Source organism: Rugosimonospora acidiphila (genome assembly GCF_039543385.1).
GTDB classification, from domain to species: domain Bacteria; phylum Actinomycetota; class Actinomycetes; order Mycobacteriales; family Micromonosporaceae; genus Rugosimonospora; species Rugosimonospora acidiphila.
Genome location: NZ_BAABJQ010000019.1, coordinates 129,225 through 153,738, shown reverse-complemented (window position 1 = coordinate 153,738; position 24,514 = coordinate 129,225). Strand labels below are relative to the sequence as shown.

Sequence of the window (24,514 nt, the reverse complement as noted above, 5' to 3'; positions counted from 1 at the left end):
TGAACAGGCGCCCACCGGATAATCCGGCGGGCGCGGTTCAGACGGGTAGATTCAGCCCTCGGCGCGGGGCGGAGCCTCGTGGGCCGCGGTCGTGTCGGGCAGCGCTTGGCGGGCCGCGGCAAGGATGCGCTCCGACAGGTCTGACCCGGCGGTGGCGCGGGCAAGCGTCAGCGCGCCGACCAGCGTGGACAGGGTGGCAAGATCCACGCCGCCACTGCTGGAGCGCGCCGAGGACGATCCGCAATTGCTCGCCGGCGGGCGTGAGGTGGTACTCGTACCGAAGACCCCCACTGCCAGACCACCGGGCACCGCGACCTTGTCGCGGCGGCCATCATCGCCACCCGCACCCCGGGCGGCGGAACCCTCACCCCGGTACTGCCGGAGGTGATCACGCACCGTCGAGCCGGCCGGCACCTACCCGGTGCCGGCCAGTCCCGGCGTGACCCACGCCGCCGCACCCCAGCGGCAGCATCAGGGTCCGTTGGCCAGCCGTGGCCCGCCCCACCAGCAACGGTGGGGAGTCGCTCGACCGCCATCCGGCGGCGAGAATCCACAACAACCGCCCAACCGGGCAAACGTTAGTGGACACGGCACTACAGGCCGATCTTGTCCAACTCGGCGAGCTCCTGTTGATCGCGGACCGCGCCGACCTTGGTCACGATGTGCAGCGATTCGGAATAGGGGTGCAGCGTTTCACGGATCAGCTGGTTGGTGACACGTGGTCCGTAAGCACTGGCGGTGTCGATATGGGTGATCCCGAGGCCGGCGGCCTCGCGCAGGACGGCGAGCGCGCCGTCGCGGTCGGCGGGCGGGCCCATGACCCCGGGGCCGGCGAGCTGCATGGCGCCGTAGCCGAAGCGGGTGACGGTCAGATCGCCGAGGGTCCAGGTGCCGCCGGGCAACGACGCGGAGGGTGTGTTCTCGTTCATGCCGTCGATGCTCACTCGCGGACAGCAGACGCATCCAATACCGATACAGTGACCTGTCATACCCGGCGGGTATCACCGGCGAGCTACGTTTGTGGTCATGGACATCTTGGAGACCCGCGAGCTGAGGTACTTCATGGCCGTCGCAGACGAACTGCACTTCGGTCGCGCCGCCGAGCGCCTCGGCATGGCCCAGCCACCGCCGTCCCGGGCGATCCAGCAGCTTGAGCGGCGCCTCGGCGTCTCCCTGCTCAAACGCAACCGCCGCGGCGTCGCCCTGACCGGCGCCGGAGAGATGCTGCTGCACGAGGGCCGCGCAGCGCTCGACGCGGCCACCGCTGCCGCTCGCCGCACCCGTCGCGCCGGCGGCGCCGACACTCCGGGTGGCCCCCGCAACCGCCTGGTGCTGGCGGTGAAGGCCGGCGCGTCTCATGAGCTGCTGCACAAGCTTCTCGACGCCTACGCCGCCGAGCCGGACGCCGTCGAGATCGAGGTGCTACCCAGCGGCCTGTGCGAGCAGGAAGGGATGCTGCGCGACGGCCGCGCCGATGTGGCGCTCATGCACGCGCCGTTCAACTCCCTCGCCGGTTTTGACAGCGAGCCACTGATGACCGAGGGGCAGATCGCTGTCCTGCCCGCCGCGCACCCCCTCGCCGCGCACAGGACTCTGTCCCTGGCCGACGTCAGCGACATCCCCGAGCTTCCGCTCGCCCGCTGGTCCCGCAACGGCACGTACCCGCCCGGCCCGGGCCCCGAAATCCACGACCAGACGCAGCTGGCCCAGCTCATCGCCCTCGGACGCACCGTGGCCGTCTTACCCGACTCGGCCCGCACGTGGCTATGGGCCGAGCACACAGCCGTCCCACTGACCGACGCACCCCCCGTCGTCACCCATATCGCCTGGCCCGCGCACAGCCGTTCCCTCGCCCTCGCCGGGCTGATCCGCACGGCCACACGCCTATGACCCGCCTTCGCTTTCCATCGCCGCGATACACGGCCTGACCGCGGGGATTGGTCGCTCCGGGGGAGGTACAAGAGCATCGCGCAACGCCAAGGTGCAGGGGCGACAGGGCGGCGCGCGTGAGGTCGGCGCCGGATGCCGCGCTGGGGCGGCTGTCGCAGCGCCTGCCGATGGAGGCGCTGTGGGCGAAGGGTGCGACCGGACAGGTGCGACTCACCGACGACGGGGAACTGATCATCGCGACGCTGACTGGCAGAAGGTCAGTAGTCGCGGGCCAGTCAGGGCTGAATGTTCTCCAGGTCGTCGAGGAGGCTCGGGTGGACCGGCTTCCAGCCGAGCGCCTCCCGGGTGTGGGCGCTGGACGCTGGCTGGTCCATCGCGAAGATCGGGCCGAACGGGCCGTAGGTCTCCTCCGGAACGGACTCGACCGGCAGGCCCAGTCGCCGACCGATGACAGCCGCGATGTCGCGGACCTTGTCGCCCTCGTCAGCCACGGCCTGCCATTCCGTCCCGGCGGGGGCGGATTCGAGGGCCAGTCGGAACAGCACCGCGACGTCGAGCGCGTGCACGGCCGGCCAGCGCTGGGTGCCATCTCCCGGGTAGCCGGACACTCGGTCGCGGCGCCGTCGACCAAGGCTCGGCCGAATCATGCGGAGTGCCTCATCCAGCCGGGCTCCGAACTCTCCCAGGTCGCCATCGACGCGAAGCTGAGCCCCCTCGTCGAAGCCATTCATTCGCGGTCGCTTTCACGGACACAGAAATTTGTGATGGGAAGAGCATTGGTATGAGTGCGGACACGAGTTGTGGCTTCTACGGTGGGGTGATCGCGTCGCCCTCGTCGGAAACGAGTGCGGGCGTGACGCTGTGCTCGTAGACGGCCAGGGCGATCAGGAATGCCGTGAATAGGCCGAGCGCGGCCAGGCTGGGCAACTCCCGAGCGGCGGGCAGGAGTAGGAGCGCTATGGCGGGTGCGAAGAGTTGTTCTGGCGTCACGGTGCGGGTGGTCAGGCGCAGGAACACGACTCGACCGAGCAGGTACAGCGTCGCCCCGCCGAACAGTGCCGCGGTCGCGGTCCAACTCAGTCTGGCGTCGATGCCGGCGCTTAATCGGGCACGAGCGAGTTCGGCGAGTACCTGCTCGATGCCCAGCGCGATGTAGACGATCCCGAGGATCAGCGGGAAATGGGCTCGGCTGTAGGCGTTGCCGCCCATGCGGCTGCGCCGTATTCCGGTCTGTCTGGTCAGCGCTTGCTCAGCTACGACCGCCGCGCTCTCGGAATAGAGCCGCCAGAGGCAGACTGTGGACAGGAAGGCGAGGAGTGCCGCCACGACGACGTCCGGGTGAGGTCGTGCGGTGCCGGCGCCGGCACCGACCGAGATGAGTGACTCGCCGAGGGCGATGATCAGGACCAGGCTGTGTCGTTCACTGAAATGGCTTGGGCTGTGCAGGGGCCACCCGCTCAGCCTCGTGGAGAGGTACCCTCCGAGGTAGTCGATCCCCAGCGCCGTCGCCCAGAGCACGGTTTGTGTGGTGCCGCCGAGTATCGCGCCAGCGATCAGCGGCGGCCAGGACAGCACGGTGGTAACCGCGTACAGCTTTAGGGTGATGTGCAGGCGCCGGTTGCCGGCTGCGGCCAGTGTGTAGAGGATCGAGTGCAGGGCGCGGAGCGTGATGTAGGCCAGCGCCAGGATCAGCGGGGAAGTGATTTTTCCGGTGCTGCCCCAGGCGCTCGGGATGGCGAGGCCGGCGACGAAGACGGCCGCCATCGCCGTGGTCGTGCCCGCGCGGATGACGCCGATGTCCGCGCGGGCTTGATTGTGCAGCCAGGCGTAGGTGAGCCAGGAGATCCAGAGCAGCAGTAGATCGATGAAGCCCTGCGTCAGGGTCAGTGGCGTCGGTCGCTGATTCATGAATGAGGTGACCCTGGTCAGGGCGAAGACGAACACGAGGTCGAAGACGATTTCGAACAGCGTGGCCCGGTGCATCTCATCGGTGATCACCTTCGGTTGCAGCCACGATCTCAAACCCATGACGCTGTGTTCCCCAGCGTCCCGCTCCCACTCAATTCCGCTAGCCGTTGGCCACCTCGGGGGCGACGTCATGGACCGCGAGCAGTTGCTCAGCGAGCGGTTCGACGCTGACCGAGCGCGGCCCGCCAGCCGAGGCAACCGGATCCGCCGAGATCAGTGCGTCTGGGCTGGATCTGCGCGGGTCCGGCGCAGGGATTCCAGTCCACGACAGCGGGCGCGCGCCCGAAGCGTTGTGCGATCAGGTCGTCGCGTTGGATCGCCCAGAAGATCGCCGCGCCCGCTCCCGGCCTGCTGACCTGGCACTCGGCCAGCAGGACCCAGTCATCGGCCTTAGGTGACGTTGTGCCCGGGCCGGGCCGGTGGCCCGCCTGCTCCGCCTCGAACGCCAACATGGCGACCAGTTCGAGCGGTTCGCGATCGATGACGTCCGCTGCATACAGGAAATGCGCCGCGCTCAGCACTCCGGGATCCACCAGCGACGGGTATGGCATCGCTGGCGTGCCTGCTCTCGTATCGTCCGCGGCGGTCAAGCGGTTCACATCGGGGTGTGCAGCAGAGGCAGAACGCTGCGCAGCGCCAGGCCGAGGCCGACGATGAGCACCAGGGCGGCGGTGAGGATCGGGGTGGCAGCGGTCAGGATGCTCGACCCCCGGCCGACTCGCCGGGTGACGGCGGTGTCGACGCGATTGCGCAGGTGAACGAGGAGGCCTGCGGCGGTTCACCGCCGCGGCCACCGAGGTCGGCTTCGCCACCGTGCACGCCCTGCCCATGCGGCTACGCGCCGAGACCATCGGGGCGTTGAATCTCTTCACCACCGCGCCGGGCGCGCTGGACCTGGAGAAGCTACGGGTCGGGCAGGCGGTGGCCGGCATCGCGACCGTCGGGCTGTTGCAGCAGCGCGCGATCCACCGGCGCGACGCGCTTGCCGAACAGTTGCAGATCGCGCTCAATGCTCATCCGTCACCGCACCGGTGGTCGAACGCACACATCCACCGGACCTCGGAGAACGTGGCACGAACGACGTGCATCGACTGCACCGCGTCGCACAGGTCCTGGCGGACTCTGGTCAGGATCGTGGGCGCGAGCATCGCGTAGAGGCACCGGAACGCGGCGTGGTCGCCCGTGCCTACTCGTCCGGTGAGGTATCGCAGGATCTGACCGGTCGAACGCATCTCGTTCTCCCTCTGGGCTCACCTGGCATCCAGGCGCACCGCCAGGGTCCCGGGCAGTTTGCCGCGCTGATACGCGAACGACCGGCCGGCCGTGAGGTGACGCGGAATCGCGGAGCACTTTTTGTCGCGATGTACGGGTACACTTCGGGGGTCGCTCGAGTCCCCGGTGGCGCCGTAACCGCGTCGTTCACAGACAGGGAGTCGTCATGACCGAGCGCACCTGGGTTTCCCTTCTCCGACGACAGCCGCCGAGGCCGCCGTCCCGGCATCGGGCGAAGACCGGCGCCGCGCTGCTCGACGACGATTCCCCGGAGACCGGCGACGCGGTCGGGGAGCCCGCCACGACGACTGTCCTCGATCCGATCAGTCACCGGGCACCGCCGGACGTTCCCCAGCGAGCCCACGACCACCCCACCAGGGTCACCGATCGGGGCAGGTGCTGAAACGACCGCCGCCTCCGGAGGGGTCGTCCGGCGGTCATAGGCGCTCGATGCGGGTGGGTCGCCCCGGACCGGTTCGTCGTCGATGGGTCAGCGGCCGGTGATGACGGCGCGTTCCGCCACTTGGTGGCCGCGGCGGCGGTGGCATCAATGGCGGGGTCGTCGTGCTCGATCCGCTGACGCAGCAGCCGCGAGATGATGCGGTGGCCTGTCGACCCGGCACGGCCGAAAGATGACGTACCAGTTCTTCCGGCCAGTACCCCGCCGGTACGGGCCGGGGGCCCTGCCAGCACAGGATTCCGGCGAAATGCACGTTCTGCACATCGACCCAGTCGCCGTTCGGAGTTTCGCGGATGGTGGGCGCCGTCTCCCGCCACGACGGCGCGACGGTGAACCTTGCCGCCGGGCGGTCGTAGCGCGGGTTCGGACCAACCGGGCAGCCCCCGGAGGGGCGCACGGCGCCGCGTCATTTCGCCGGGCATCCCTGATGACCTGTTCGGGCCAGTGACAGGTGTATCTTCCGGCAAACAGCGCGCGAAGAGCTAATCTCCGGCTTGTCCTGTCGGGCCGTGGCGGCTGCCCGACTGACGTTTCAGAAAGCACCGATCGATGCCTTGTCGACCGGCGTTTCCCGCCGTAGGCTTCGTAATGTCACGGGTCAGTTCGATTTCCTTGGGAGTCGTCCTGATCGTTCGTCGCGTCGTGAGGACAACGGTGTGAACGGACTGAGCGTCAGGCTTTTCGGAATACCTTCGGTGCATCGATCAGGTCGCGAGACCAAGCGCATCCCAGCGAAATCGCTGGAGCTCTTCTGCTTCCTGCTCGTCCACCATAGGCGGAGATACAGCCGCGAGCTGCTGTCCGATTTCCTCTGGCCCGACGAGACCGGCACATTGTCCAAGCGATATCTGCGGCAAGCTCTTTGGAAACTCAATGCCGTGCTCAACCCGGCCTCCGACAGTATGGGCAAAGAGTTGGTGGACAACTCAAGTCCGGGCTGGTTGCAGATTAATTCCCACGCCGTCGCCTGGACCGATGTCCGCGAATTCGACCAGGCATATTCAGGATTGTTGACGAATGTCGGGGAAAGACTGAGCGACTCCGATGGCCGGGCGTTGGAGAATGCCGTCGGCCTTTACCGTGGTGACCTGCTCGCCGGTTGGCCCCAGGAATGGTGCCTGCCCGAGCGGACACGGTTCGAGCAGGCCTATTTGATGATGCTCGAGCAGCTGGTTGCGTGGTGCCGGGTGCGCCAGCTCTACCTCAAGGGCGTCGGCTACGGCGAGACGGCCCTGCGGTACGACCCGGCACGTGAATCGACTCATCGGCAGCTGATGGGCCTGCACCACGAGGTCGGCAACCGGGGCGAGGCGGTGCGCCAATTCCATCTCTGCGCCGATGTCCTCAGCCGGGAGTTCGGTGTCCGACCGTCGGCCCAGACCCGCGAGCTGTACGAGCAGATCCTGCGGGACGAAGCGCCGCCGACGCGCACGGTCGCGATGCCGCTGGTCCGCCGGGAGCCCGAGGCCGTTCCCGCCCTGCACGCCCGGCTCGACGAGATCCAGGCCAGCCTTCAGCGGCTGATGGCCCTGTTCGACCTCGACCCGCGCAACGTCGGCTGATGTCCGCGCCCCCGGTCGAGCCGCTGCTGTGCGAGCTCGCCCGGCTCGACGCCGCTCTCGAAGTGGCGATTGCCCGGTTCCGCGGTCGTGGCGACGACCTGTCCGCCTACTACGTCTCCGACACGGAGGCGGACACGCTCCTGCGCGCCACATCCGGCCCGGACCCGGGCTCGGGCCCGCGCGTGGATGAGGGCTCGAACCCAGATGGGGATCCGGGCGGGCGCCCGGAGCCGGATCGGGAGGACGGGTGGCCGCCGTTGCGCCTGATGGCCGACGCGTTCGACCTGGACGACACGGACCTGGACGCGCTGCTAATCTGCCTGGCTCCGGAGGTCGACCGGCGCTACGAGCGGCTCTACGGTTACCTGCAGGACGACATCACCCGCCGGTCGCCGTCGGTCGACCTGATCCTGAACCTGACCTGTCTCGACCTGGCGACCAAGCTCGCGGCCCGCGCGCGCTTCGCGCCGTCCGCGCCGCTCGTCGCCCACCGGCTGGTCCGGTTGAGCGATCCGCCGGCCGGCGCGGCGGTCTCCCTCCTCGACCGCCTGGTGCGGCTAGAACCGCGGATCGCCCGGTTCCTGCTCGGCCAGGGCACCGAGCCCGAGACTCCCGAGGAGTGGCGGGGCATCGTGCGGGTGGTCCGGCCCGGGGCCGAACCGGACCCGCACGGCGTCTCGCGGCTCGTCGAGGCCGCGGCCGCCGGTACGGTGCTGCTCTGCCCGCTCTCCGACGCGGCGCACGCCAGGCCGGTGGCCGCCGTGTTCGCCGGGCGGCTCGGGCGGCCGCTGCTGCACCTGCGCGCCGACCGGCTCGCCGGGCTGTCCGACCCCGAAGTGCGGCTGCTGCTGGCCGAGACTGGCCGGGAGGTCCGGCTCACCGGATCGGTGGCGCTGCTGGACGGCCTGGAGGAGCTGGCCGGGTCGCCGGCGGTTCTCGATCAGCTGGCCGGCTGGGCAGCCGGCCTGCCCGGTCCGGTGATCGTGGCCGGTCCGGACGAGGTGCTGTCCTCGGTGCTGCCGTGGGGCGTCCGGGTCGAGCTGCCACTCAACCCGCTCCGTGCCCGGGACAGCTCGCGCCGGCGGCTGCGCCGGCTGGCCCGGCTGGTACCGCGCCGGCACGGCTGGTCCGACCTGGTGCTGCCGCAGGACAAGGCGCGGCGGCTGCGCGAGCTGGCCGACGTCGCCCGCTTCCGAGGCAAGGTGCTGAACGAGTGGGGCTTCGGCGCCTCGGTCGCGTCCGGCCCCGGGCTCAACGTTCTGTTCGCCGGACCCTCCGGCACCGGCAAGACGATGGCCGCGCAGGTCATCGCGGGCGAGCTCGGCCGCGACCTGTTCGTCGTCGACCTCGCCGCGATGGTCAGCAAGTACATCGGGGAGACCGAAAAGAACCTGGACGGCGTGTTCGCCGCCGCACACGACGGTGAGTGCGTGCTGTTCTTCGACGAGGCCGACGCCATGTTCGGCAAGCGCACCGCCGTCAAGGACGCGCACGACCGCCACGCCAACCTGCAGACCAGCTACCTGCTGCAGAAGCTGGAGCAGCAGGAGGGCGTCGTCGTGCTGGCCACCAACCTGCGCAAGAACATGGACGAGGCGTTCGTGCGCCGCTTACACGCCGTGATCGAGTTCCCGGTGCCCCGGGTCGAGGAACGGCTGCGCATCTGGCGGCAGCTCTGGCCGGCCGCCGCCCCCGTGGCTGCCGACCTCGACCTTGATCTGCTGGCCACCCGCATCGATCTGGCCGGTGGCCATCTGCGCAACATCGCCGTCGGCGCGGCGTACCTGGCCGCCGCGGACGGCGGCGTCATCACCATGCGGCATCTCGAGCAGGCCACCCGCCGGGAGTACCAGCAGCTCGGCAAGATCACCGCTAGCCCCAAGGACGGACCGTGGCCGGGAGGACAGTCATGACCTTCACCAGCAAGTACCCCGAGCGCCGGACCGGGCAGCGGGAGCGCGGACCGGTGGTCTCGACTCCGGGTGACCGGTGGGAGCGGGAGGCCGAGCGGGTGGCCGACGACATCGCCTCCCGGGCCGGGAACCTGCGGGACCTGCGCACCCGGATGGAGCGGGCCACCGGCGCCGACCTGTCCGCCGTCCGGCTGCACATCGACCCGCGCGCCGACACGCTCAACCGGTCGCAGCGGTCGCTGGCGTTCACCAGCGGAGCGGACGTGTACTTCCGGTCCGGCCAGTACGCACCCGACACCGCCGCCGGCCGCCACCTGATCGCGCACGAGATGACCCACGTCGCCCAGCAGGCCGCGGGCGGCGCCCCCGCGGTCCAGCACATGCGCGGCCTGGACGCCGTCCGCCGCGCGTTCGGCCCTGGCGCCGCCCCGGCCGGCACGGCGTTCACGGCGCCGGACCCCGAGGTCCTCGGGCTGATCGAGCGCCGCGGCCTGGTCCGGGCGCTGAACGATTCGACGCAGGTGATCGACGAGTTGGACCGGTGGACGGAGTCCGGGATCGACCGGAAGCTGGCGGAGGCGGCGCGGACGGTCCGCGGCGCGGTTCGGGCCGGCCGCCAGGTGCAGCTCGTCCACGACCTGCGGGCGCTGAAGCAGGTGGCCCGCGACTGGAAGGCCGCCTATGCCACGCGGCTGGCCGGCAGCCCGGAGCTGACCGCCCGCTCCCAACTGGTCGACACGCTCGACTTCGGCGCCAAGACCGCCGTCGGGCAGTCCAAGGCCCAGGGCGTCTATCTGCAGGAGGCCCGGCGGGCCGGCCGCTCGCGGGGCCTACAGGCCCTGACCGACGCGGGCCTGCAGGCCGCCCAACGCGCGGAGAAGGACACCGAGCACGGCCTGACCCGCGCCGAGACGGCAGCGATCCAGATCTACACGACCAACAACTTCAGGTACATCAATCCGTCCATCGCCGACGACGCGAACTGGCTGGCGAGCCAGCGGGCCGGCCTGCGCGACGACCGGGCCGCCCACGCCACGAACGCGACCCTGAACCAGGAGGGCCGGGTTCACGCCGGCGTCATGATGACGGCCTTCCAGAAACTGCCCGAGTCGCGCATCGAGCTCTGGCGCGGCATGCGGGGCACCCGCGACGCGATGCGCACCCTGCTCAACCGGGACTTCCCCGTGGGCCCGACGGATACGAAGGGAGTCTCGAGCGCGAGCCGGAGCCAGGGAACGGCCAACCATTTCATGAAGTCCGTGCCGGGTCCCTCCAACGTCGACCCCGGCAAGAACACGGCCATCGAGATCCATTTCATCGACGTGCCCTCGTACGACATCAGCATGTTCTCGTATAACGACCACGAGCAGGAGCAGGTCATCCTGCCTGGGACGAGGCTGGTGACCGAGGACTACCACGAAGAGCCCCTCGCCCCGGACCACCCGCGGTACGGCGCCCTGCACCAGCTCGGTGTGCGGTACCTGTACCGCCTCGTCGTCCGGGGCGTGCCGGCCGCGCCCTGATCCGAGACGGCCGGGCAGACGCCCGGAAGACGGCCACCGGGTACACCTGCTCGGTATGATCGCTCGCCTGCACCAGCCGTTCCGGCCGACGATCATCACCGCACCGGCGACGCCCACGGTCGCCTCCGAGCCGGGGCCCGGCCGGGGACGGCGCCCGGGCGCGGGGTTCGGTCGGCTGCAGCAGTCCCACGGCAACCGGGCCGTGCAGGCCCTGCTCGGCGAGGTGGTCCAGGCCAAGACCGCCACCGGTCGGCCGGGCGACCGCTGGGAATGCGAAGCCGATCGCATGGCGGAGCGCGTCGCCGGCACCGCCACCAGCCTGGACGACCTGCGCGGCCGGATGGAACGCGCCACCGGTGCCGACCTGTCCGGCGTCCACCTGCACACCGACTTCCACGCCGACGGCCTCAACCGCGGCGCCGGCTCGCTCGCGCTCACCCGGGGCCGGGACATCTACTTCCGCGCCGGGCAGTACGCCCCTTCGACCGGTGCGGGCCGCGCGTTGATCGCCCACGAGCTGACGCATGTGGCCCAGCAATCCGGCGATGCCGGCACCCCGACGGTCCAGCACATGATTCCGGCGATCAACGGTGTGATCAAGCGGCTGCGCGACCGGGGGCTGATCCCTTCGCTCAACGACCCCGGCTCGGAACTGCTGGCCACCATCGACAGCTGGGGCCGGACCAGCGCGCAGGGCCTCCGCATGGCGCTGTTCAGCGTCAAGAACGCGACCCTCTTCACTCTGGTGGGCGACCACAAGTGGATGGACGAGGCGTTGACCACGCTGAGCGAAGCCGCCACGACGTGGCTTGCGGCGCACGCGTCGGACAGCCGGGGTGTCGGCGGCGACCATCGTGAACGCGCGGAGCTGGTACAGGCGATCAAAGACGAGGCCACCCGTCAGTTGTCGCACCAGCACGCCATCGACTCCTACCGGCTGCAGGTCAAGGAGAAGAAATGGCGCGAGCGGCTCCTCTCGGGGGCCACGAGCGGATCGGTCAATTCACGCCTGACACCGCCGAAACGCACGCAGGCGGAGGTCTCACTCGCCCGTGGTGGCCGGCACCTGCCGGCCCTGTCCACGCACATCACGGGTGGCATGACGGACCCGAGATATCCCTTCCGGCCGTCCCCGGAGGCCAAGGCGGCCGGCTTGTCCAAGCCCGAGGCGTTCGCCATCCACGTCTACACCGATGATCGGCGAAGAGGAAGAGGCGATCCTGGCCGGAACCGTGGTGCGGGCCTCGATGCCCCGAGTCTCCACGGGCCGCAACCTGCCCGCGCAACTCGCCGGATCGGGCGTCGACGAACTGATCAGGGTGACGATCACGCCCGCGTCGCTGTGACGCTCTCGACGGAAGACGGCGTCGAAGACGCACCGTGAGACGCCCGCGAGTCACCGCCCCGATAGACCTGAGGCATGTTCCAGGACCTGGACGCCACGCTGGCCGCGCTCGTCGAGTCCGAGCTCGGGATCCCCGGCGTGGCGGTCAGTTTCGTCGGGCCCGACAGCGACTTCCCGCCGGCGTCCGTGGCCCTGCCCGCCATCTCGTTCTTCCTGTACGACATCAGGGAGGACCTCGGCCTGCGCAGCGGGGTCTGGGAGGTGGACGACGGGGTGCGGCAGCCACCGGCGGCCCGGGTCAACTGCTCCTACCTGATCACCGCTTGGCCCACCGAGACGGCGCCGAACCCGGCGGAGGACGAGCACCGGATGCTCGGCGAGCTGTTGAAGGTGCTGCTCCGACACCGGACGATCCCGGCGCAGTACCTGCGCGGCGAGCTCATCGGGCAGAAACCGCCGATGCCGACCCGGATCACGGCCGACAACCAGCTGAACAGCCTGGGCGAGTTCTGGCAGGCGATGGGCGGGCGACCCAAGGCCTCCCTGCACTACGCCATCACCCTCAGTTTCGACGTGGCCGACCCGGTCCCGGCCGGTCCGCAGGTGACCACCCGCACCCTGAACCTCAGTCCGGACTCCACCCCGGCCGGCTGATCCATCGAGGAGGACCCGCGATGCCCCAATACCTCACCCCCGGCGTCTACGTCGAGGAGGTGCCCTCGGCGATCCAGCCCATCGCCGGAGTCGGCACCAGCACGGCCGGTTTCGTCGGCGCGGTCGCGGACGACGTGACGATGCCGCTGATCCCCGGTCGGTCCGGTGTGAAGGCCGACGGCACGACGCCGGAGCCGGCCGACTTCTACGCCAGGGCCGCCGACGGCACCGCCGTGCTGGTTACCAGCTGGGACGCCTTCGGCCGCAACTTCGGGCAACTGGGCGCCGGCAACTCGATGCTCGGCAACGCCGTCTACGGGTTCTTCAACAACGGCGGCAGCCGCTGCTGGGTGACGTCGGTGGCCGACATCTCCTCGGCCGAGGACGTCGAGGCCGCGCTGGCCGGCTTCGCGGCCATCGACGAGATCGCGATCGTCGCCGTACCGGGTGCGGTCAGCGCCGCCGTTCAGGACGCCGTACTGGACCACTGCGAGGGCCAGTACGCGCAGGACCGGTTCGCGATCCTCGACGGGCAGCAGACGACCACCCTCACCAAGGGCGGCATCCAACTGTGCCGGGACAGCTCGTACGGTGCGATCTACTACCCGTGGATCGACGTCGGCCTGACCGACGACGACGGTGCGGTCGTCTACCAGCCGCCAAGCGGCCACATCGCGGGCGTCTACGCCCGGGTCGACACCCAGCGCGGCGTTTTCAAGGCGCCCGCCAACGAGATCATCCGGGGCGCGCTCGGCGTGGAGACCGTGTTGGGCAAGGCCGATCAGGCCGGGCTGAACCCCGACGGCGTCAACGTGATCCGCCAGTTCGGCACCAACACCACGATCTGGGGCGCCCGCACGATGGGCGGCGCCGAGGACCCGGAGTGGACCTACATCAGCTCCCGCCGGCTGTTCCTCTACCTGCGCGAGTCGATCGACCAGGGCACCCAGTGGGCGGTGTTCGAACCGAACGGCCCCGACCTGTGGTCGAAGGTCCGGCGCAACGTCGGTGCGTTCCTGACCACCGTCTGGGAGTCCGGCGCGCTGCTCGGCGACACCGCCGCCCAGGCCTTCTACGTCCGGTGCGACGAGACGACCAACCCGGAGGAGGTCCGCGACCTGGGACAACTCGTCACCGAGGTCGGGGTGGCCCTGGTCAGGCCGGCCGAGTTCGTGGTGTTCCGGATCAGCCAATGGTCCGGCCCGGCCTCGAACTGACCACGAGCCGACGAGTCGATGGCGAGCTGATGGCGACCTACCCGGCGCCGGGGCTGTACTTCCAGGTCACCGCCCCCGCATCCGCCCAGGCGTTGCGTACCGGCGTACCGGCGTTCCTGGGCCGGGCGGGCTCGGGCCCGTGGACGACCACGCCGCTGGCGCGGCCGGGCGACTTCGCCAGCGCGTACCCGGGCTCCAGCGGATACCTGGCGGCGGCCGTCGACGGCTTTTTCGCCAACGGCGGTCAGCGGTGTCACGTGGTCCGGCTGCGGGACGACCTGCCGGCGCCCGGCGCGCTCGCCGCCGGGCTGGCCGCGCTGGAGGACGCCGACGCCGACCTGGTCTGCGTGCCCGACCTGGTGACCGCGTCGGCGTGGCCGGACACCGCCGACCTGACCGCGGTGACCGACCGGCAGCGCCAGGTGCTCGACCACTGCGCGGCCCGGGGCGACCGGTTCGCGGTGCTCGACGCCGTGCCGAGCGGGTCGGCGTCGACCGTGCTCGCTCAGCGGGCCGCGCTGTCCGGCCCGTCGGCCGCCTATGGGGCGCTCTACGCGCCCTGGCTGGTCGCCGACGGCAACCTGATGGTGCCGCCCTGCGGGCACGTCAGCGGGGTGTACGCCGCCGTCGACGATGCCTCGGGCACGCAGCGGGCGCCGGCCGGGATCCCGCTGAGCACCGTCCTGGACGTGCAGGTCCACTGGGCCACCGACGATCTGGCACAGCTGAGCGCGGCCGGGGTCAACGCCGTCCTGGCCCTGCCGGGGCGTGGTTTCCGGATCTGGGGCGCCCGTACCGTCAGCGACGACCCGGCCTGGCGGGATGTGACCGCCCGGCGCGTGGTGGCCGAGATCGTCCGCCGGCTGGAGACGTTCATGACCGACCTGGTGGACGAGCCGAACGACGTCCGGCTCTGGGTGCGGATCATGCGCGAGCTGACCGCGTACCTGGAGGGCCTGTACCGGCGCGGCGCCCTGCGCGGCGACAGCGCGGACAGCGCCTTCTTCGTCAAGTGCGACAGCGAGACGAACCCGCCGGACACGGGCGCGACCGGGCAGGTCGTCACCCAGGTCGGGGTCTGCCTCGCCGCCCAGGCCGAGGTCTTGGTCCTCACCGTCGTCCGGACCGCGGACGGCAGCGACGTGCGAGCCGCCTGACAACCCTGATCAGCAGCGACAGACCAAGGAGAAGCGACATGGCCAGAGTGGACCCCTACGGCGGCTACAACTTCGCCGTGGAGTTGGACGGCATCACCCGGGCCGGTTTCCGAGAATGCTCGGGACTGGGCAGCAACCAGAGCGCGACCGAGTACCGCGAGGGCACCGACAAGCAGCTCAGCTCGCGCAAGCAGCCCGGCCTGAACACCTACTCGGACATCACCCTGAGCCGCGGCTTCACCAGCGACTCGAAGCTCTGGGAGTGGCGGCAGAAGGCGGCGAGCGGCGCCGTCGAGCGGCACACGATCTCGATCAGCATGCTCGACGAGGCCGGCAATGCGAAGATCACCTGGAACCTCTTCGAGGCCTGGCCGACGTCCTGGTCCGGCCCGAGCCTGTCGGCCAGCAGCGACGAGATCGCCGTCGAGCAGATCACCCTCGCGTACGAGCGGATCGAGGTCGATCAGTGGACCTAGTGGGCAGCTCGGTGGCCGAGACCGGGGCCACGGAGTTCGAGTTCACCCTCCCGCAGGGCCTCGCCGGGCCGGGCGGCACCGTGCACCGGGACGGGGCGATGCGCCTGGCCACGGCGTTCGACGAGATCGAACCCATCAAGGACCCGCGGGTGCGGGCCAACCCGGGCTATCTCGTGGTGATCCTGTTGGCCCGGGTGATCACCAGGCTGGGCGGCCTGGAGCACGTCAATACCCGCACGATCGAGAACCTGTACGCCGCCGACCTCGCCTACCTGCAGGACTTCTACCAACGGATCAACCTCACCGGCAACCCCCGCTTCCAGGTCCAGTGCCCGCATTGCGCGCAGGCTTTCGAAGTGGAGACCGCCGGCCAGGGGGGATGACGCGCTACCCCGAGGACCAGCTGCACGAGGAGGTAGCGTACGTGGCCTTTCACTTCCACTGGCCATACGAGCAGATCATGCGGCTGGAACACGCCGAACGGCGGCGCTGGGTCGGTGAGATAGCCCGGATCAACCAGAGACTGAACGAGCAGACGGGAGCCAGGAGATGACGTCCTCCGGCGTGCCGCTGGGCCTGTCCTGGGCGGCCTCGGTGGCCGGGGCCTGGGTACCGGCGGTCCCGGCGCTGGACCCCTTCCCCACCTTCAATTTCGCGGTCGAGATCGACGGCCTGCTGGTCGGCGGCTTCACCGAGGTAACCGGGCTGGGAAGCCGGCTCGAGACCGAGGAGTACCGGGAGGGCGGCGTCAACGGGTACGTGCACACGCTGCCGACCGGCGCCACGTCCGGCAACCTCACGCTGCGGCACGGCCTGACCGCCAGCAGCGTGCTGTGGAACTGGCACGCCGACGCCGTCGCCGGCCGGATCCAGCGCCGCAACGGCACGATCCTGCTGCTCGACCGCCAGCAGATCCCGGTGATGTGGTGGAACTTCCGCAACGGGTTGCCGGTCAGCTGGACCGGCCCCGAGTTCAGTGCCACCGACGACCGGCTGGGCGTCGAGGCCATCGAGGTCGCGCATGAGGGGCTGACCAAGCCGCTGCTCGGTCAGGCCGCCGCTCTCGGCAATGCGATCAGTCAGGGCCTGCGGTGACCGGAATGCAGGCCCGGCTCTGGCGGCGGGCCCGCCGCCCTGGCCTGGTGGACCGCTCGGAGATAGTCGACCGCATCCTGACCCGGCACGAGCGGATGGTGGCGCCGCTGCCACTGGCCGAGCTGATCGAGCGGTACGTCGGAATGGCCGGGCCCGACGGCCTGGAGGGGATGCCGTTCGTGTACGCCGAGCCGGTCCCGCCTGCCGCAGCGAATCCGGTGCATCCCGGTGGCGCCGCCCCCGTGATGGCTCCAGTGACCCGGCCGGCTCCGGTGACTCCGGTGGGGGCGCCCGGCGGCGGACCGGTGGTTCAGTTGAGGGCCGCGACGGCGCGCCCCGCCCGCGATGCCGTGACGAGCGGCGCGCCGGCCGGCGTCGGTAGAGTCCGCGACGGCGAGGACCGGTTCCCCCCGGGCTCGGGTCCGGTCCGGACGGAATCCCGGATCGCCGAGTTCTCCGGCGCGCAGCCGATCGCCGGTGCGGCCGTCCCGATCCCCGTCGTCCCGGTGACGCCGCCACGCACGGCGGCGCCGGTCGGGTCGAGCCCGGTCGGGCCACTTCCAGGCACCTCGAGTCCAGGCACGGCGACTCCAGGCACGGCGACTCCAGGCACGGCGACTCCAGCCGCCCGCCCACGGTCCGCATCGACGCCGGCATCCGCGCCCCTTGGGCGCGTGACCCCGCCGTCTGCGATCCCGCCGTCGCTGGCTCCGGTCTCCTCGATCCCGCCATCCTCGGACTCGTCTTCCATCGAGTGGGCGGAGCCGCACGGGGCGCCGTCGATGGCATCGGGTTCGGCCACCCGGACGGCCTCGACCGCGGCGTTCGCGGACCCCGCAGCCCGGTACCCGGCGGCCACCGCCCCGACGGACGCACTCCCCACGGCCCCGACCGGGTTCACGCCGGCCCCCGCGCCGTCGGGCCAGCCCCGTCCGGCCCGCCCGACGCCGCCGCATCCCCCGGCCGCTGGCGCCCTCCCGACCACCCTGGCCGGCACCACCGCGCCCCGCCAGGAGCCCGGCTCGGGCCCGTTGCCCCGAGACCCGACGCCGGTGGCCGCGACCGCACCGCTCGCCGTCCGCCCGACTCGTCCGCGGTCCACGCCATCCGTGACCCGGACGGCGAGTCCACCGACCTCCACCGGTCCTTCCCCGGCCGTCGCCGGCAGGGTCCCACTGCCCCTGGCCGGCGATGCCCGGACAGTAGGAACGGCCGGTGGCGCCCCCGCCCAAACCTCGTCGGTCGCCTCCACACACGCCTCGGCCGCCCGAACGCCGGCCGAGCTGGGCCCGGTGCCGTCCAGGCGGCCCGATCTCCCTCACCCGTCCGCCACGCCCGCTCATCAGGCCGGTCACCAAGCCGTCGACCTCGACCGGCTGGCCGCACAGGTGCAGCGGCGGATCGTGCGGCAGCTGGCCGTGGAGGCCGAACGCCGGAGGATGCGCTGATGGGACTGCTGGACCTGACCGGAATCACCGGGCTACCGGGATCGGCGCGCGACGACGTGCAGAAATTGCGCATCAGCTACGCCGGCGGCGCGACCCGCTCCACGCAGACCGTGACCCTGGCCTACAACCCGGGGCAGATCAGCCGCTCCCGCTCAGTCAACTGGCACCGGACCAAGGTGAAGAGCGGCGGCAGCCCCAAGTGGGCGGCGCCGCAGCAGTTCCTCGGCCTGGAACCGGAGTCGCTGTCGGTCGAGCTGTTCTTCGACACGTACGGAAGCGGTCAGGACGTCACCCGGGCCACCGGCCGGATCGCCGTGCTCGCGGAGGTCGACCGAGAGCTGCACAGCCCGCCGGTGTGCCGGCTGAGCTGGGGTACCCAGTCGGAGATCTTCACCGGCGTGCTGACCCAGCTGGACCAGCGGTTCTCCATGTTCGCGAGCGACGGCACGCCGGTGCGGGCCACGCTGAACTGCACCTTCATCGAGTACCAGACCTCCGCCGAGGCCAAGGCGAACGAGCCGCACTCGGCCGACGTCGTCAAGGTCCGGGTGGTCCGGCGCGGCGACACGCTCGCCAGCATCGCTGCTCAGGAGTACCAGGACCCGGCCCGCTGGCGGGACATCGCCGTGGCCAACGGCATCGCGAACCCGCGCACGCTGCTGCCCGGGTCCGTGCTCACAATCCCCAAGCTTGCCGGGTGATGGCGATGCTGTCGAACTCGAGCGTCCCCGACTTCGCCGTCCTGGTGAACGGCGCCCCGCTGGCCCCGGCCGCGGTGGGCGACATCCGGGCGATCCAGGTGGACGAGTCGATCGACACTCCGAGCATGTTCACCATCGAGCTGTACTGCTGGGATCCGGCCACCTTGACCGTGACGTGGCCCGACGACCCCGCCTTCGCGATCGGCAACCAGGTGACGATCCAGCTCGGCTACGTCGGCGCGCTGGCCGCCGTCATGACCGGCGAGATCACCGGCCTGGAGCCCTCGTTCGCCGAGGACGAGCCTCCGACGCTGACCGTGCGCGGGTACGACCACCGGCATCGGCTCGCCCGCGGCCGCAAGACCCGGGGCTTCACCGCCATCAAGGACAGCGCTATCGCTTCGACCGTCGCCATCGAGGCGGGCCTGCGCGCCCAGGTAACGGACAGCGAGACAGTGCACCAACTCGTGTTGCAGAGCAACCAGAGCGATCTGGAACTCCTCCGGCAGCGGGCCGACCTGATCGGGTACGAGTTCTTCGTCCGCGACCGGGTGCTGCACTTCCATCCGCCCGCCGACGAAGCGCCGCCGTCGGTGGTGCTCGACGTCACCGACGACCTCAGCAGCTTCACGCCGCGGCTGAGCTCGATCGGCCAGGCCGGCAGTGCCGTCGTTCGGGGCTGGGACCCGGGCACCAAGCAGCCGATCACGGCCCGGTTGCGGGCGACCGGCGGCGGCGCGGACTCGGACCGGGCCTTCGGGCTGAGCACGGACGCGGTGCTCGTCAACGCGCCGGTGGCTACGGCGGCGGACGCCGACTGGGTGGCACGCGGGCTGCGGGCGGATCTCGGTGACGGCTACGTCCGGGGCGAGGCTGAGCTGGCCGGGCGGCCCGACCTGCGGGCCGGCACCACAGTGCGGATCACCGGCGCCGGCAAGACCTTCAGCGGCGTGTACTACCTGACCGCCGTCCGCCACGACCTGGGGCTGGATCAGGGCTTCCGGACGAGCTTCGACGTCCGGCGATCGGGAGTGTGACATGGGCGATTACGACGAGCTGTTCACACAGCGCCACACGGCCCAGTATTTCCCGGGCGTCTGCGTCGGCATCGTGACCAACACCCGCGACCCAGACGGTCTGGGCCGGGTGAAGCTGCGCCTGCCCTGGCTGGCCGACGGCACCGAGACCGACTGGGCCCGGATCGCCGTACCGATGGCCGGGCCGCAGCGCGGTGTCTTCTTTCCGCCCGAGGTCGACGACGAGGTACTGGTGGCCTTCGAGCACGGCAGTTCCCAGCGGCCGTACGTGGTGGGTGCGTTGTGGAACGGGGTGGACAAGCCGCCGGACGCGAACGAGAACGGCCACAACGACATACGGATGATCAGGTCGCGCAGCGGGCACGTCGTGCGGCTGACCGACACCGACGGCGCCGAGAAGATCGAGGTCGTCGACAAGAGCGGAAAGAACTCCATCGTGATCGACACCGCCGCCAACGCCGTGACCGTGAGCGCCGGCCAGGACGTCACGATCAGCGCGGAGGGCGGCACGCTGACCCTGAAGGGCAGCTCGGTGAAGATCCAGGCGCAGACCGAACTGAGCGTGCAGGGCGCCACCGCGAAGGTCACCGCCGACGGCGAGCTGGTGCTCAAGGGCTCGATCGTCAACATCAACTGAGGCCGGCCCAACCGGGAAAGGCGGGAGACGATGGGACAGCCAGCCGCGAAGGCCGGGGACCGCGTGGTCGGGGTGGACGTGCACATCGTCCTGCCGCCGGCCCAGGCGCCGCCGGTGGCTCTGCCGCACCCGTTCGGCGGCGTCATCTCCGGCGGCGTCAGCACCGATGTAATGATCATGGGTAAACCCGCGGCGGTGGTCGGCAGCACGGCGACCAACACGCCGCCGCACCTGCCGGCCGCGCCGGGCACCGCCTTCCAGCGTCCGCCGTCAAACCTGGCCACGATCCGGCAGGGCAGCGCCACGGTGAGGATCAACGGCAGACCCGCCGCCCGGGCCGGCGATCGCGCCGACACGTGCAACGACCCGCAGGACGTGCCGGCCGGCACGGTGGTCGCGGCCGGGACGGTGATGATCGGGTGAGCGATTTCCTCGGCAGCGGCTGGGCGTTCCCGATCCGGCTGGCCGACGACGGCACGGTCCTGCGCTCGGCCGAGCCGGACGGCGCGGTCGACGACGCCGTCCGGATGATCCTGTCCACCGCGCCCGGCGAGCGGGTGATGCGGCCCGACTACGGCTGCGCCATCCAGGACTACGTCTTCGCGCTGGTCGACTCCGGCACGGCCGGGCAGATCTCGCAGGCGGTCCGCGAGGCGCTGGCCGAGTGGGAGCCGCGCATCGACGTCGTCGACGTGACGACGACGCAGGATCCGCAGGACCCGCGCCGCCTGTCGGTGGCCATCACGTACCAGGTCCGGTCCAGCAACAGCCGGGTCAACCTGGTCTACCCCTTCTACCTGGAGTGAGTGTGGACGCCCCCCTCGTCGACCCACGCTCCGGCGACGACCTCGCCGGCCGGACCACCGAGCTGGCCGCGCGCTACAGCGGCTGGACGCCGCCCGGGCCGGGCGCCGCGCCGGACCCCGGCACCGCGCTGATCGGCGTGTTCAGCCGGTTCGCCAAGCTGGTCGTGGACCACCTGAACCAGGCACCGATGCGCAACTTCGTGTCGTTCCTCAACCTCATCGGCACCCAGCCCCGCCCGCCGTTGCCGGCCGTCGTGCCGCTGACCTTCACAGTCGCGAGCGGCACGACGGCGGGCGTGCTGGTGCCGGCCGGTACCCAGGTGGCGACCGGCAACGAGGTCGGGTTCGAGACCGACGCGGACCTGACCGTCTCGCCGGCCAATCTCGTGGCGGTGCTCGTCGGCGACCCCGCCGGCGACAGGTTCAGCGACCGGACCACGGCGACCGAGCCGTTCCCGGCGTTCACCGGCGACCGGCCGGTCCCCCACGACCTGTTCGTGGGCGTCCCGCCCACCCAGGCGGCCGGCCCGCTGACGATCCGGCTGACCACCCCGGACGCGCCGATCTGGCACGACGGGTCGGTCGCCTGGTCGGCCTGGGACGGCGCCGGCTGGGTCCCGGCCCACGCCGCCGCCCGGGTCGACGGCGGCGACGTGGTGGTGGTGACACTGGACGCCGTCCCGCCGCTGCCGTCGCTGGCCGTGGCGGGCGTGACCGCCGGCTGGGTCCGAGCCGGACTGACCCACGGCCTGCCCGCCGGCGACGAGGGTCAGTCCCCCGAGTCGATCGCCGTCGGCGGCCGCAATCCCCAGGACTTCGCGCCGCAGGTCGCGCCGTTCGGCGGCACCGCCCAGGTGAAGTGGTGCTACCTCAGCGTGGACCACGCACTAGCGCCCGGCGGCGCCCTCGCCCACCTGCACGTCGCGCTGATCACCCCGGGCCGCGCCGGCTCGTCGCCGATCACGCTGAACTGGACCTACAAGCTCGGCAACGACTGGGTGCCGCTGGGCACCTCGACCTCCACCGACGACGGAGGCTCGGCGGGCACCGGTTTCCGCGACGGCACGCTCGCCTTCACCCGCGACGGCGTGATCGACTTCGTCACCCCGGCCACCTGGCCGGTCGCGCTCTACCGGACCCGGCTCGGGCGCTGGCTGCGGGTCGAGATCGACGACGGCGGTGGCGATTACGCCACTCTGCCGGTGATCGGGTCGGTAGTGGTCGACTACGAATGGGACCTGCCGCGGCTCGACGCCGTCCGGATCGCCGGTGACCCCGCACCTGCGGCCGTCCCGGTCACCTCGGTCGCGCTCAACGGCGTACCGCTGGACGGCTCCCGCCCGTTCTGGCCCTTCGGCACCCAGCCGGCGTTCGGCGACACGCTCGAGATCGGCTGCCCGCCCGGCCGGGTCGCCCCGCTGACCCTGCAGGCGTCCCTGGTCAATCCGATCAACGGCAATGGCGCGCCGATCCCGGCCGTCGAAGACCGGCCCCCGATCGCCTGGGACGCCTTCGACGGCACGGCCTGGACGCCGATGTCCGCCGACGCCGACGACTTTTTCAGCACCGGGGGCCGGGTGACGCTCACGCCCGCGGCGGGGGTGCCGGCGATCGTGAAGGTCCGAGCCCGGCTCACCGGGGCCGGCTACGGCTCGCCGGCCCAGTACGTCCAGGCGGACGGCGGCTACAAGCTCCAGCCGGCCACGTTGGCGCCACCGGTGCTGGCCACCCTGAGCTGGGTGCCCGGCGCCCAACCGGACGCCCCGCCGGTGGGCCTGGTGACCCGCGACGACCGCGGCGACCTGGTCCAGACGGGCAGTTTCGCGCCCTTCGAAACCGTCCAGGACGACGAGCCCGCGCTGTACCTGGGCTTCGATCGAGCGCCCGGCCCGTCGTCGGTCACGCTCTACCTGGCCGTGGCCGATCCCGACCCGGCCGAGGTCGGCGCCGACGAACTGGCGGGACTGGACCCGCAGACCGCCGCCGGCATCCGCTGGGACTACCTGTCGCCCGCCGGCTGGGCGCCGCTACCGGTCGAGGACGGCACGGCCACGCTGTCCGCCAGCGGCGTGGTCCGGTTCACGCCCCCGGCGGATCTCGCCCTCGCGCCCCGGTTCGGCGTCGCCGCGGCCTGGGTCCGGCTGCGCTGGTACGGCGGCTACTTCCCGGTCACGCCACGGCTGGCCGCCGTCCTGGCCAACACGGTGACCGCGACGCAGGCGACGTCGGTCACGGCCGAGGTGCTCGGTTCCGGCAACGGCAGCCCCGGCCAGATGCTGACGACGGCGCAGGCGCCGGTGCTGCCGGGCGCGCGACTGGAGGTCCGGGCGGCCGACGGCACCTGGGCGACCTGGCAGCCGGTGAGCGACTTCTACGATTCCGGGCCGGCCGACCAGCATTACACCCTGGACCCGCTGACCGGCGCGGTAGCCTTCGGCGACGGCACGGCCGGCACCCTGCCCCCGGTGGCGCCGTCCAACGTCCGCGCCAGCTACCGCACCGGCGGCGGTCCGGCGGGCAACCAACCGACCGGCACGATCACCACCCTGAAGGTGGCGTTGCCGTCGGTCGACTCGGTAACCAACCACCTGCCGGCGCAGGGTGGTGCGGTCGAGGAGTCGCTGGACGACGTCGTGGCCCGCGGTCCGCGCGTGCTGCGTCACCGCGAGCGGGCGGTCACCGCCCAGGACGTCGAGGACCTCGCCTTGGCTGCCTCCACCGAGGTCGCTCGGGTCAAGGCCGTCGTGCCGACCCAATTCGACCCGCTGGCCCTGTGGATGGACCCCGACGACCCGGTGCTGCTACCCGGCCACACCAGCGCCGACGCCGGCCAGTGGGGGGTGATAGTGGTGCCCGATTCCGCGGCCGCCCGGCCGGCGCCGGGGTACGGCCTGGTCAGCCAGGTCCGGGCGTACCTGGCGACGAGGTGCGCGGCCACGGTCCGGCCATGGGTGGCCGGCCCGGAGTGGATCGGCGCCACGGTCGCGGCCACGGTCGTGCCGACCGACGCCGGTGCGGCCGACCAGACCCGCGACGCCGTCGTCGCCGCGCTCCGCGCGTTCCTGCACCCGCTGACCGGCGGCCTGGACGGCGCGGGCTGGGCGTTCGGCCGCAAACCGCACCACTCGGAGATCTACACCGTCGTCGAGCGGGTGCCCGGCGTCGATCACGTCACCGAGCTCACCCTGACCCTCGCCCCGGAGAGCCCCGACCTGGCCGACCGGGTCTCCCAGGTGCTGGACCGCTCGATCACCGACGCCGCCGACCCGGTCGCCGACGACGTCGCGCAGTGGCTGGACCGGGCGCTGGTGCACTCCGGCCAGCACACCGTGACCATGAGCCTGGAGGGGTGA

At 71.2% G+C, this 24,514-nt stretch carries 24 protein-coding genes and 1 pseudogene; 20 read left to right on the top strand and 5 right to left on the bottom strand.

Annotation, left to right across the window (positions count from 1 at the left end; all coding sequences use genetic code 11):
* Positions 1 to 51: 51 nt before the first annotated feature.
* Entirely contained in the window at positions 52 to 207 is a 156-nt protein-coding gene (locus ABEA87_RS27905) for a hypothetical protein (protein ID WP_345634537.1), read from the bottom strand.
* 419 nt (positions 208 to 626) lie between these two features.
* A pseudogene (locus ABEA87_RS27900) lies at positions 627 to 929 on the bottom strand (aldo/keto reductase); the annotation flags it as partial.
* 97 nt (positions 930 to 1,026) lie between these two features.
* Here ABEA87_RS27900 and ABEA87_RS27895 point away from each other — a divergent pair.
* Positions 1,027 to 1,890: a LysR family transcriptional regulator gene (locus ABEA87_RS27895; RefSeq protein WP_345634535.1), complete on the top strand. Its 864-nt coding sequence runs from the start codon at positions 1,027 to 1,029 to the stop codon at positions 1,888 to 1,890.
* Positions 1,891 to 2,165: 275 nt separating this feature from the next.
* Here ABEA87_RS27895 and ABEA87_RS27890 read toward each other — a convergent pair whose 3' ends face one another.
* The 3 genes from ABEA87_RS27890 to ABEA87_RS27880 all read right to left on the bottom strand — a co-directional run bounded on the left by ABEA87_RS27890 (position 2,166) and on the right by ABEA87_RS27880 (position 4,391).
* On the bottom strand, positions 2,166 to 2,498 hold the full coding sequence (locus tag ABEA87_RS27890; protein WP_345634534.1) for a Rossmann-fold NAD(P)-binding domain-containing protein: 333 nt from the start codon (positions 2,496 to 2,498) through the stop codon (positions 2,166 to 2,168).
* A 199-nt stretch (positions 2,499 to 2,697) separates the two neighbouring features.
* Positions 2,698 to 3,918 (bottom strand): low temperature requirement protein A, encoded by a 1,221-nt coding sequence (locus tag ABEA87_RS27885; RefSeq protein WP_345634532.1) that lies wholly within the window; start codon positions 3,916 to 3,918, stop codon positions 2,698 to 2,700.
* Between the two features lie 89 nt (positions 3,919 to 4,007).
* Entirely contained in the window at positions 4,008 to 4,391 is a 384-nt protein-coding gene (locus ABEA87_RS27880) for a hypothetical protein (RefSeq protein WP_345634530.1), read from the bottom strand.
* Positions 4,392 to 4,671: 280 nt separating this feature from the next.
* Between ABEA87_RS27880 and ABEA87_RS27875 the strand changes: the two genes are divergently transcribed.
* The 19 genes from ABEA87_RS27875 to ABEA87_RS27780 all read left to right on the top strand — a co-directional run bounded on the left by ABEA87_RS27875 (position 4,672) and on the right by ABEA87_RS27780 (position 24,514).
* Positions 4,672 to 5,013: a hypothetical protein gene (locus tag ABEA87_RS27875; RefSeq protein WP_345634528.1), complete on the top strand. Its 342-nt coding sequence runs from the start codon at positions 4,672 to 4,674 to the stop codon at positions 5,011 to 5,013.
* A gap of 283 nt (positions 5,014 to 5,296) precedes the next feature.
* Positions 5,297 to 5,533, top strand: coding sequence for a hypothetical protein (locus ABEA87_RS27870; protein WP_345634526.1), 237 nt, complete (start codon positions 5,297 to 5,299; stop codon positions 5,531 to 5,533).
* A 566-nt stretch (positions 5,534 to 6,099) separates the two neighbouring features.
* Complete coding sequence (locus ABEA87_RS27860) at positions 6,100 to 7,152, top strand: AfsR/SARP family transcriptional regulator (protein WP_345634524.1); 1,053 nt, start codon at positions 6,100 to 6,102, stop codon at positions 7,150 to 7,152.
* The gene (locus ABEA87_RS27855; protein WP_345634522.1) at positions 7,152 to 9,065 is read left to right on the top strand and encodes an ATP-binding protein; all 1,914 of its coding nucleotides are present in this window, start codon (positions 7,152 to 7,154) and stop codon (positions 9,063 to 9,065) included. Before ABEA87_RS27860 ends, ABEA87_RS27855 begins: the two co-directional genes overlap by 1 nt.
* Entirely contained in the window at positions 9,062 to 10,588 is a 1,527-nt protein-coding gene (locus tag ABEA87_RS27850; RefSeq protein WP_345634520.1) for a DUF4157 domain-containing protein, read from the top strand. Before ABEA87_RS27855 ends, ABEA87_RS27850 begins: the two co-directional genes overlap by 4 nt.
* Before the next feature lie 55 nt (positions 10,589 to 10,643).
* Positions 10,644 to 11,972, top strand: coding sequence for an eCIS core domain-containing protein (locus ABEA87_RS27845; protein ID WP_345634519.1), 1,329 nt, complete (start codon positions 10,644 to 10,646; stop codon positions 11,970 to 11,972).
* Between the two features lie 36 nt (positions 11,973 to 12,008).
* Positions 12,009 to 12,587 (top strand): DUF4255 domain-containing protein, encoded by a 579-nt coding sequence (locus ABEA87_RS27840; RefSeq protein WP_345634517.1) that lies wholly within the window; start codon positions 12,009 to 12,011, stop codon positions 12,585 to 12,587.
* A gap of 20 nt (positions 12,588 to 12,607) precedes the next feature.
* A complete protein-coding gene (locus ABEA87_RS27835) occupies positions 12,608 to 13,804 on the top strand; it encodes a phage tail sheath family protein (protein WP_345634515.1) in 1,197 nt (398 codons plus the stop codon).
* A complete protein-coding gene (locus tag ABEA87_RS27830) occupies positions 13,780 to 14,961 on the top strand; it encodes a phage tail sheath family protein (RefSeq protein ID WP_345634513.1) in 1,182 nt (393 codons plus the stop codon). The genes ABEA87_RS27835 and ABEA87_RS27830 overlap by 25 nt, the downstream gene beginning before the upstream one ends.
* 38 nt (positions 14,962 to 14,999) lie before the next feature.
* Entirely contained in the window at positions 15,000 to 15,437 is a 438-nt protein-coding gene (locus tag ABEA87_RS27825) for a phage tail protein (RefSeq protein WP_345634511.1), read from the top strand.
* Positions 15,428 to 15,820: a hypothetical protein gene (locus tag ABEA87_RS27820; protein WP_345634509.1), complete on the top strand. Its 393-nt coding sequence runs from the start codon at positions 15,428 to 15,430 to the stop codon at positions 15,818 to 15,820. The genes ABEA87_RS27825 and ABEA87_RS27820 overlap by 10 nt, the downstream gene beginning before the upstream one ends.
* On the top strand, positions 15,817 to 15,990 hold the full coding sequence (locus tag ABEA87_RS27815; protein ID WP_345634507.1) for a DUF6760 family protein: 174 nt from the start codon (positions 15,817 to 15,819) through the stop codon (positions 15,988 to 15,990). Before ABEA87_RS27820 ends, ABEA87_RS27815 begins: the two co-directional genes overlap by 4 nt.
* Positions 15,987 to 16,532, top strand: a complete 546-nt coding sequence (locus ABEA87_RS27810) for a phage tail protein (RefSeq protein ID WP_345634505.1) — start codon at positions 15,987 to 15,989, stop codon at positions 16,530 to 16,532. Before ABEA87_RS27815 ends, ABEA87_RS27810 begins: the two co-directional genes overlap by 4 nt.
* 1,447 nt (positions 16,533 to 17,979) lie before the next feature.
* On the top strand, positions 17,980 to 18,681 hold the full coding sequence (locus tag ABEA87_RS27805; protein ID WP_345634503.1) for a CIS tube protein: 702 nt from the start codon (positions 17,980 to 17,982) through the stop codon (positions 18,679 to 18,681).
* Between the two features lie 5 nt (positions 18,682 to 18,686).
* On the top strand, positions 18,687 to 19,718 hold the full coding sequence (locus ABEA87_RS27800) for a phage late control D family protein (RefSeq protein WP_345634501.1): 1,032 nt from the start codon (positions 18,687 to 18,689) through the stop codon (positions 19,716 to 19,718).
* Between the two features lies 1 nt (position 19,719).
* The gene (locus ABEA87_RS27795) at positions 19,720 to 20,355 is read left to right on the top strand and encodes a phage baseplate assembly protein V (RefSeq protein ID WP_345634499.1); all 636 of its coding nucleotides are present in this window, start codon (positions 19,720 to 19,722) and stop codon (positions 20,353 to 20,355) included.
* Between the two features lie 30 nt (positions 20,356 to 20,385).
* A complete protein-coding gene (locus tag ABEA87_RS27790) occupies positions 20,386 to 20,778 on the top strand; it encodes a PAAR domain-containing protein (protein WP_345634497.1) in 393 nt (130 codons plus the stop codon).
* Positions 20,775 to 21,161 carry a GPW/gp25 family protein gene (locus ABEA87_RS27785; protein WP_345634495.1) on the top strand — a complete coding sequence of 129 codons (387 nt, stop codon included), beginning with the start codon at positions 20,775 to 20,777 and terminating at the stop codon, positions 21,159 to 21,161. Before ABEA87_RS27790 ends, ABEA87_RS27785 begins: the two co-directional genes overlap by 4 nt.
* Before the next feature lie 2 nt (positions 21,162 to 21,163).
* Positions 21,164 to 24,514, top strand: coding sequence for a putative baseplate assembly protein (locus tag ABEA87_RS27780; RefSeq protein WP_345634493.1), 3,351 nt, complete (start codon positions 21,164 to 21,166; stop codon positions 24,512 to 24,514).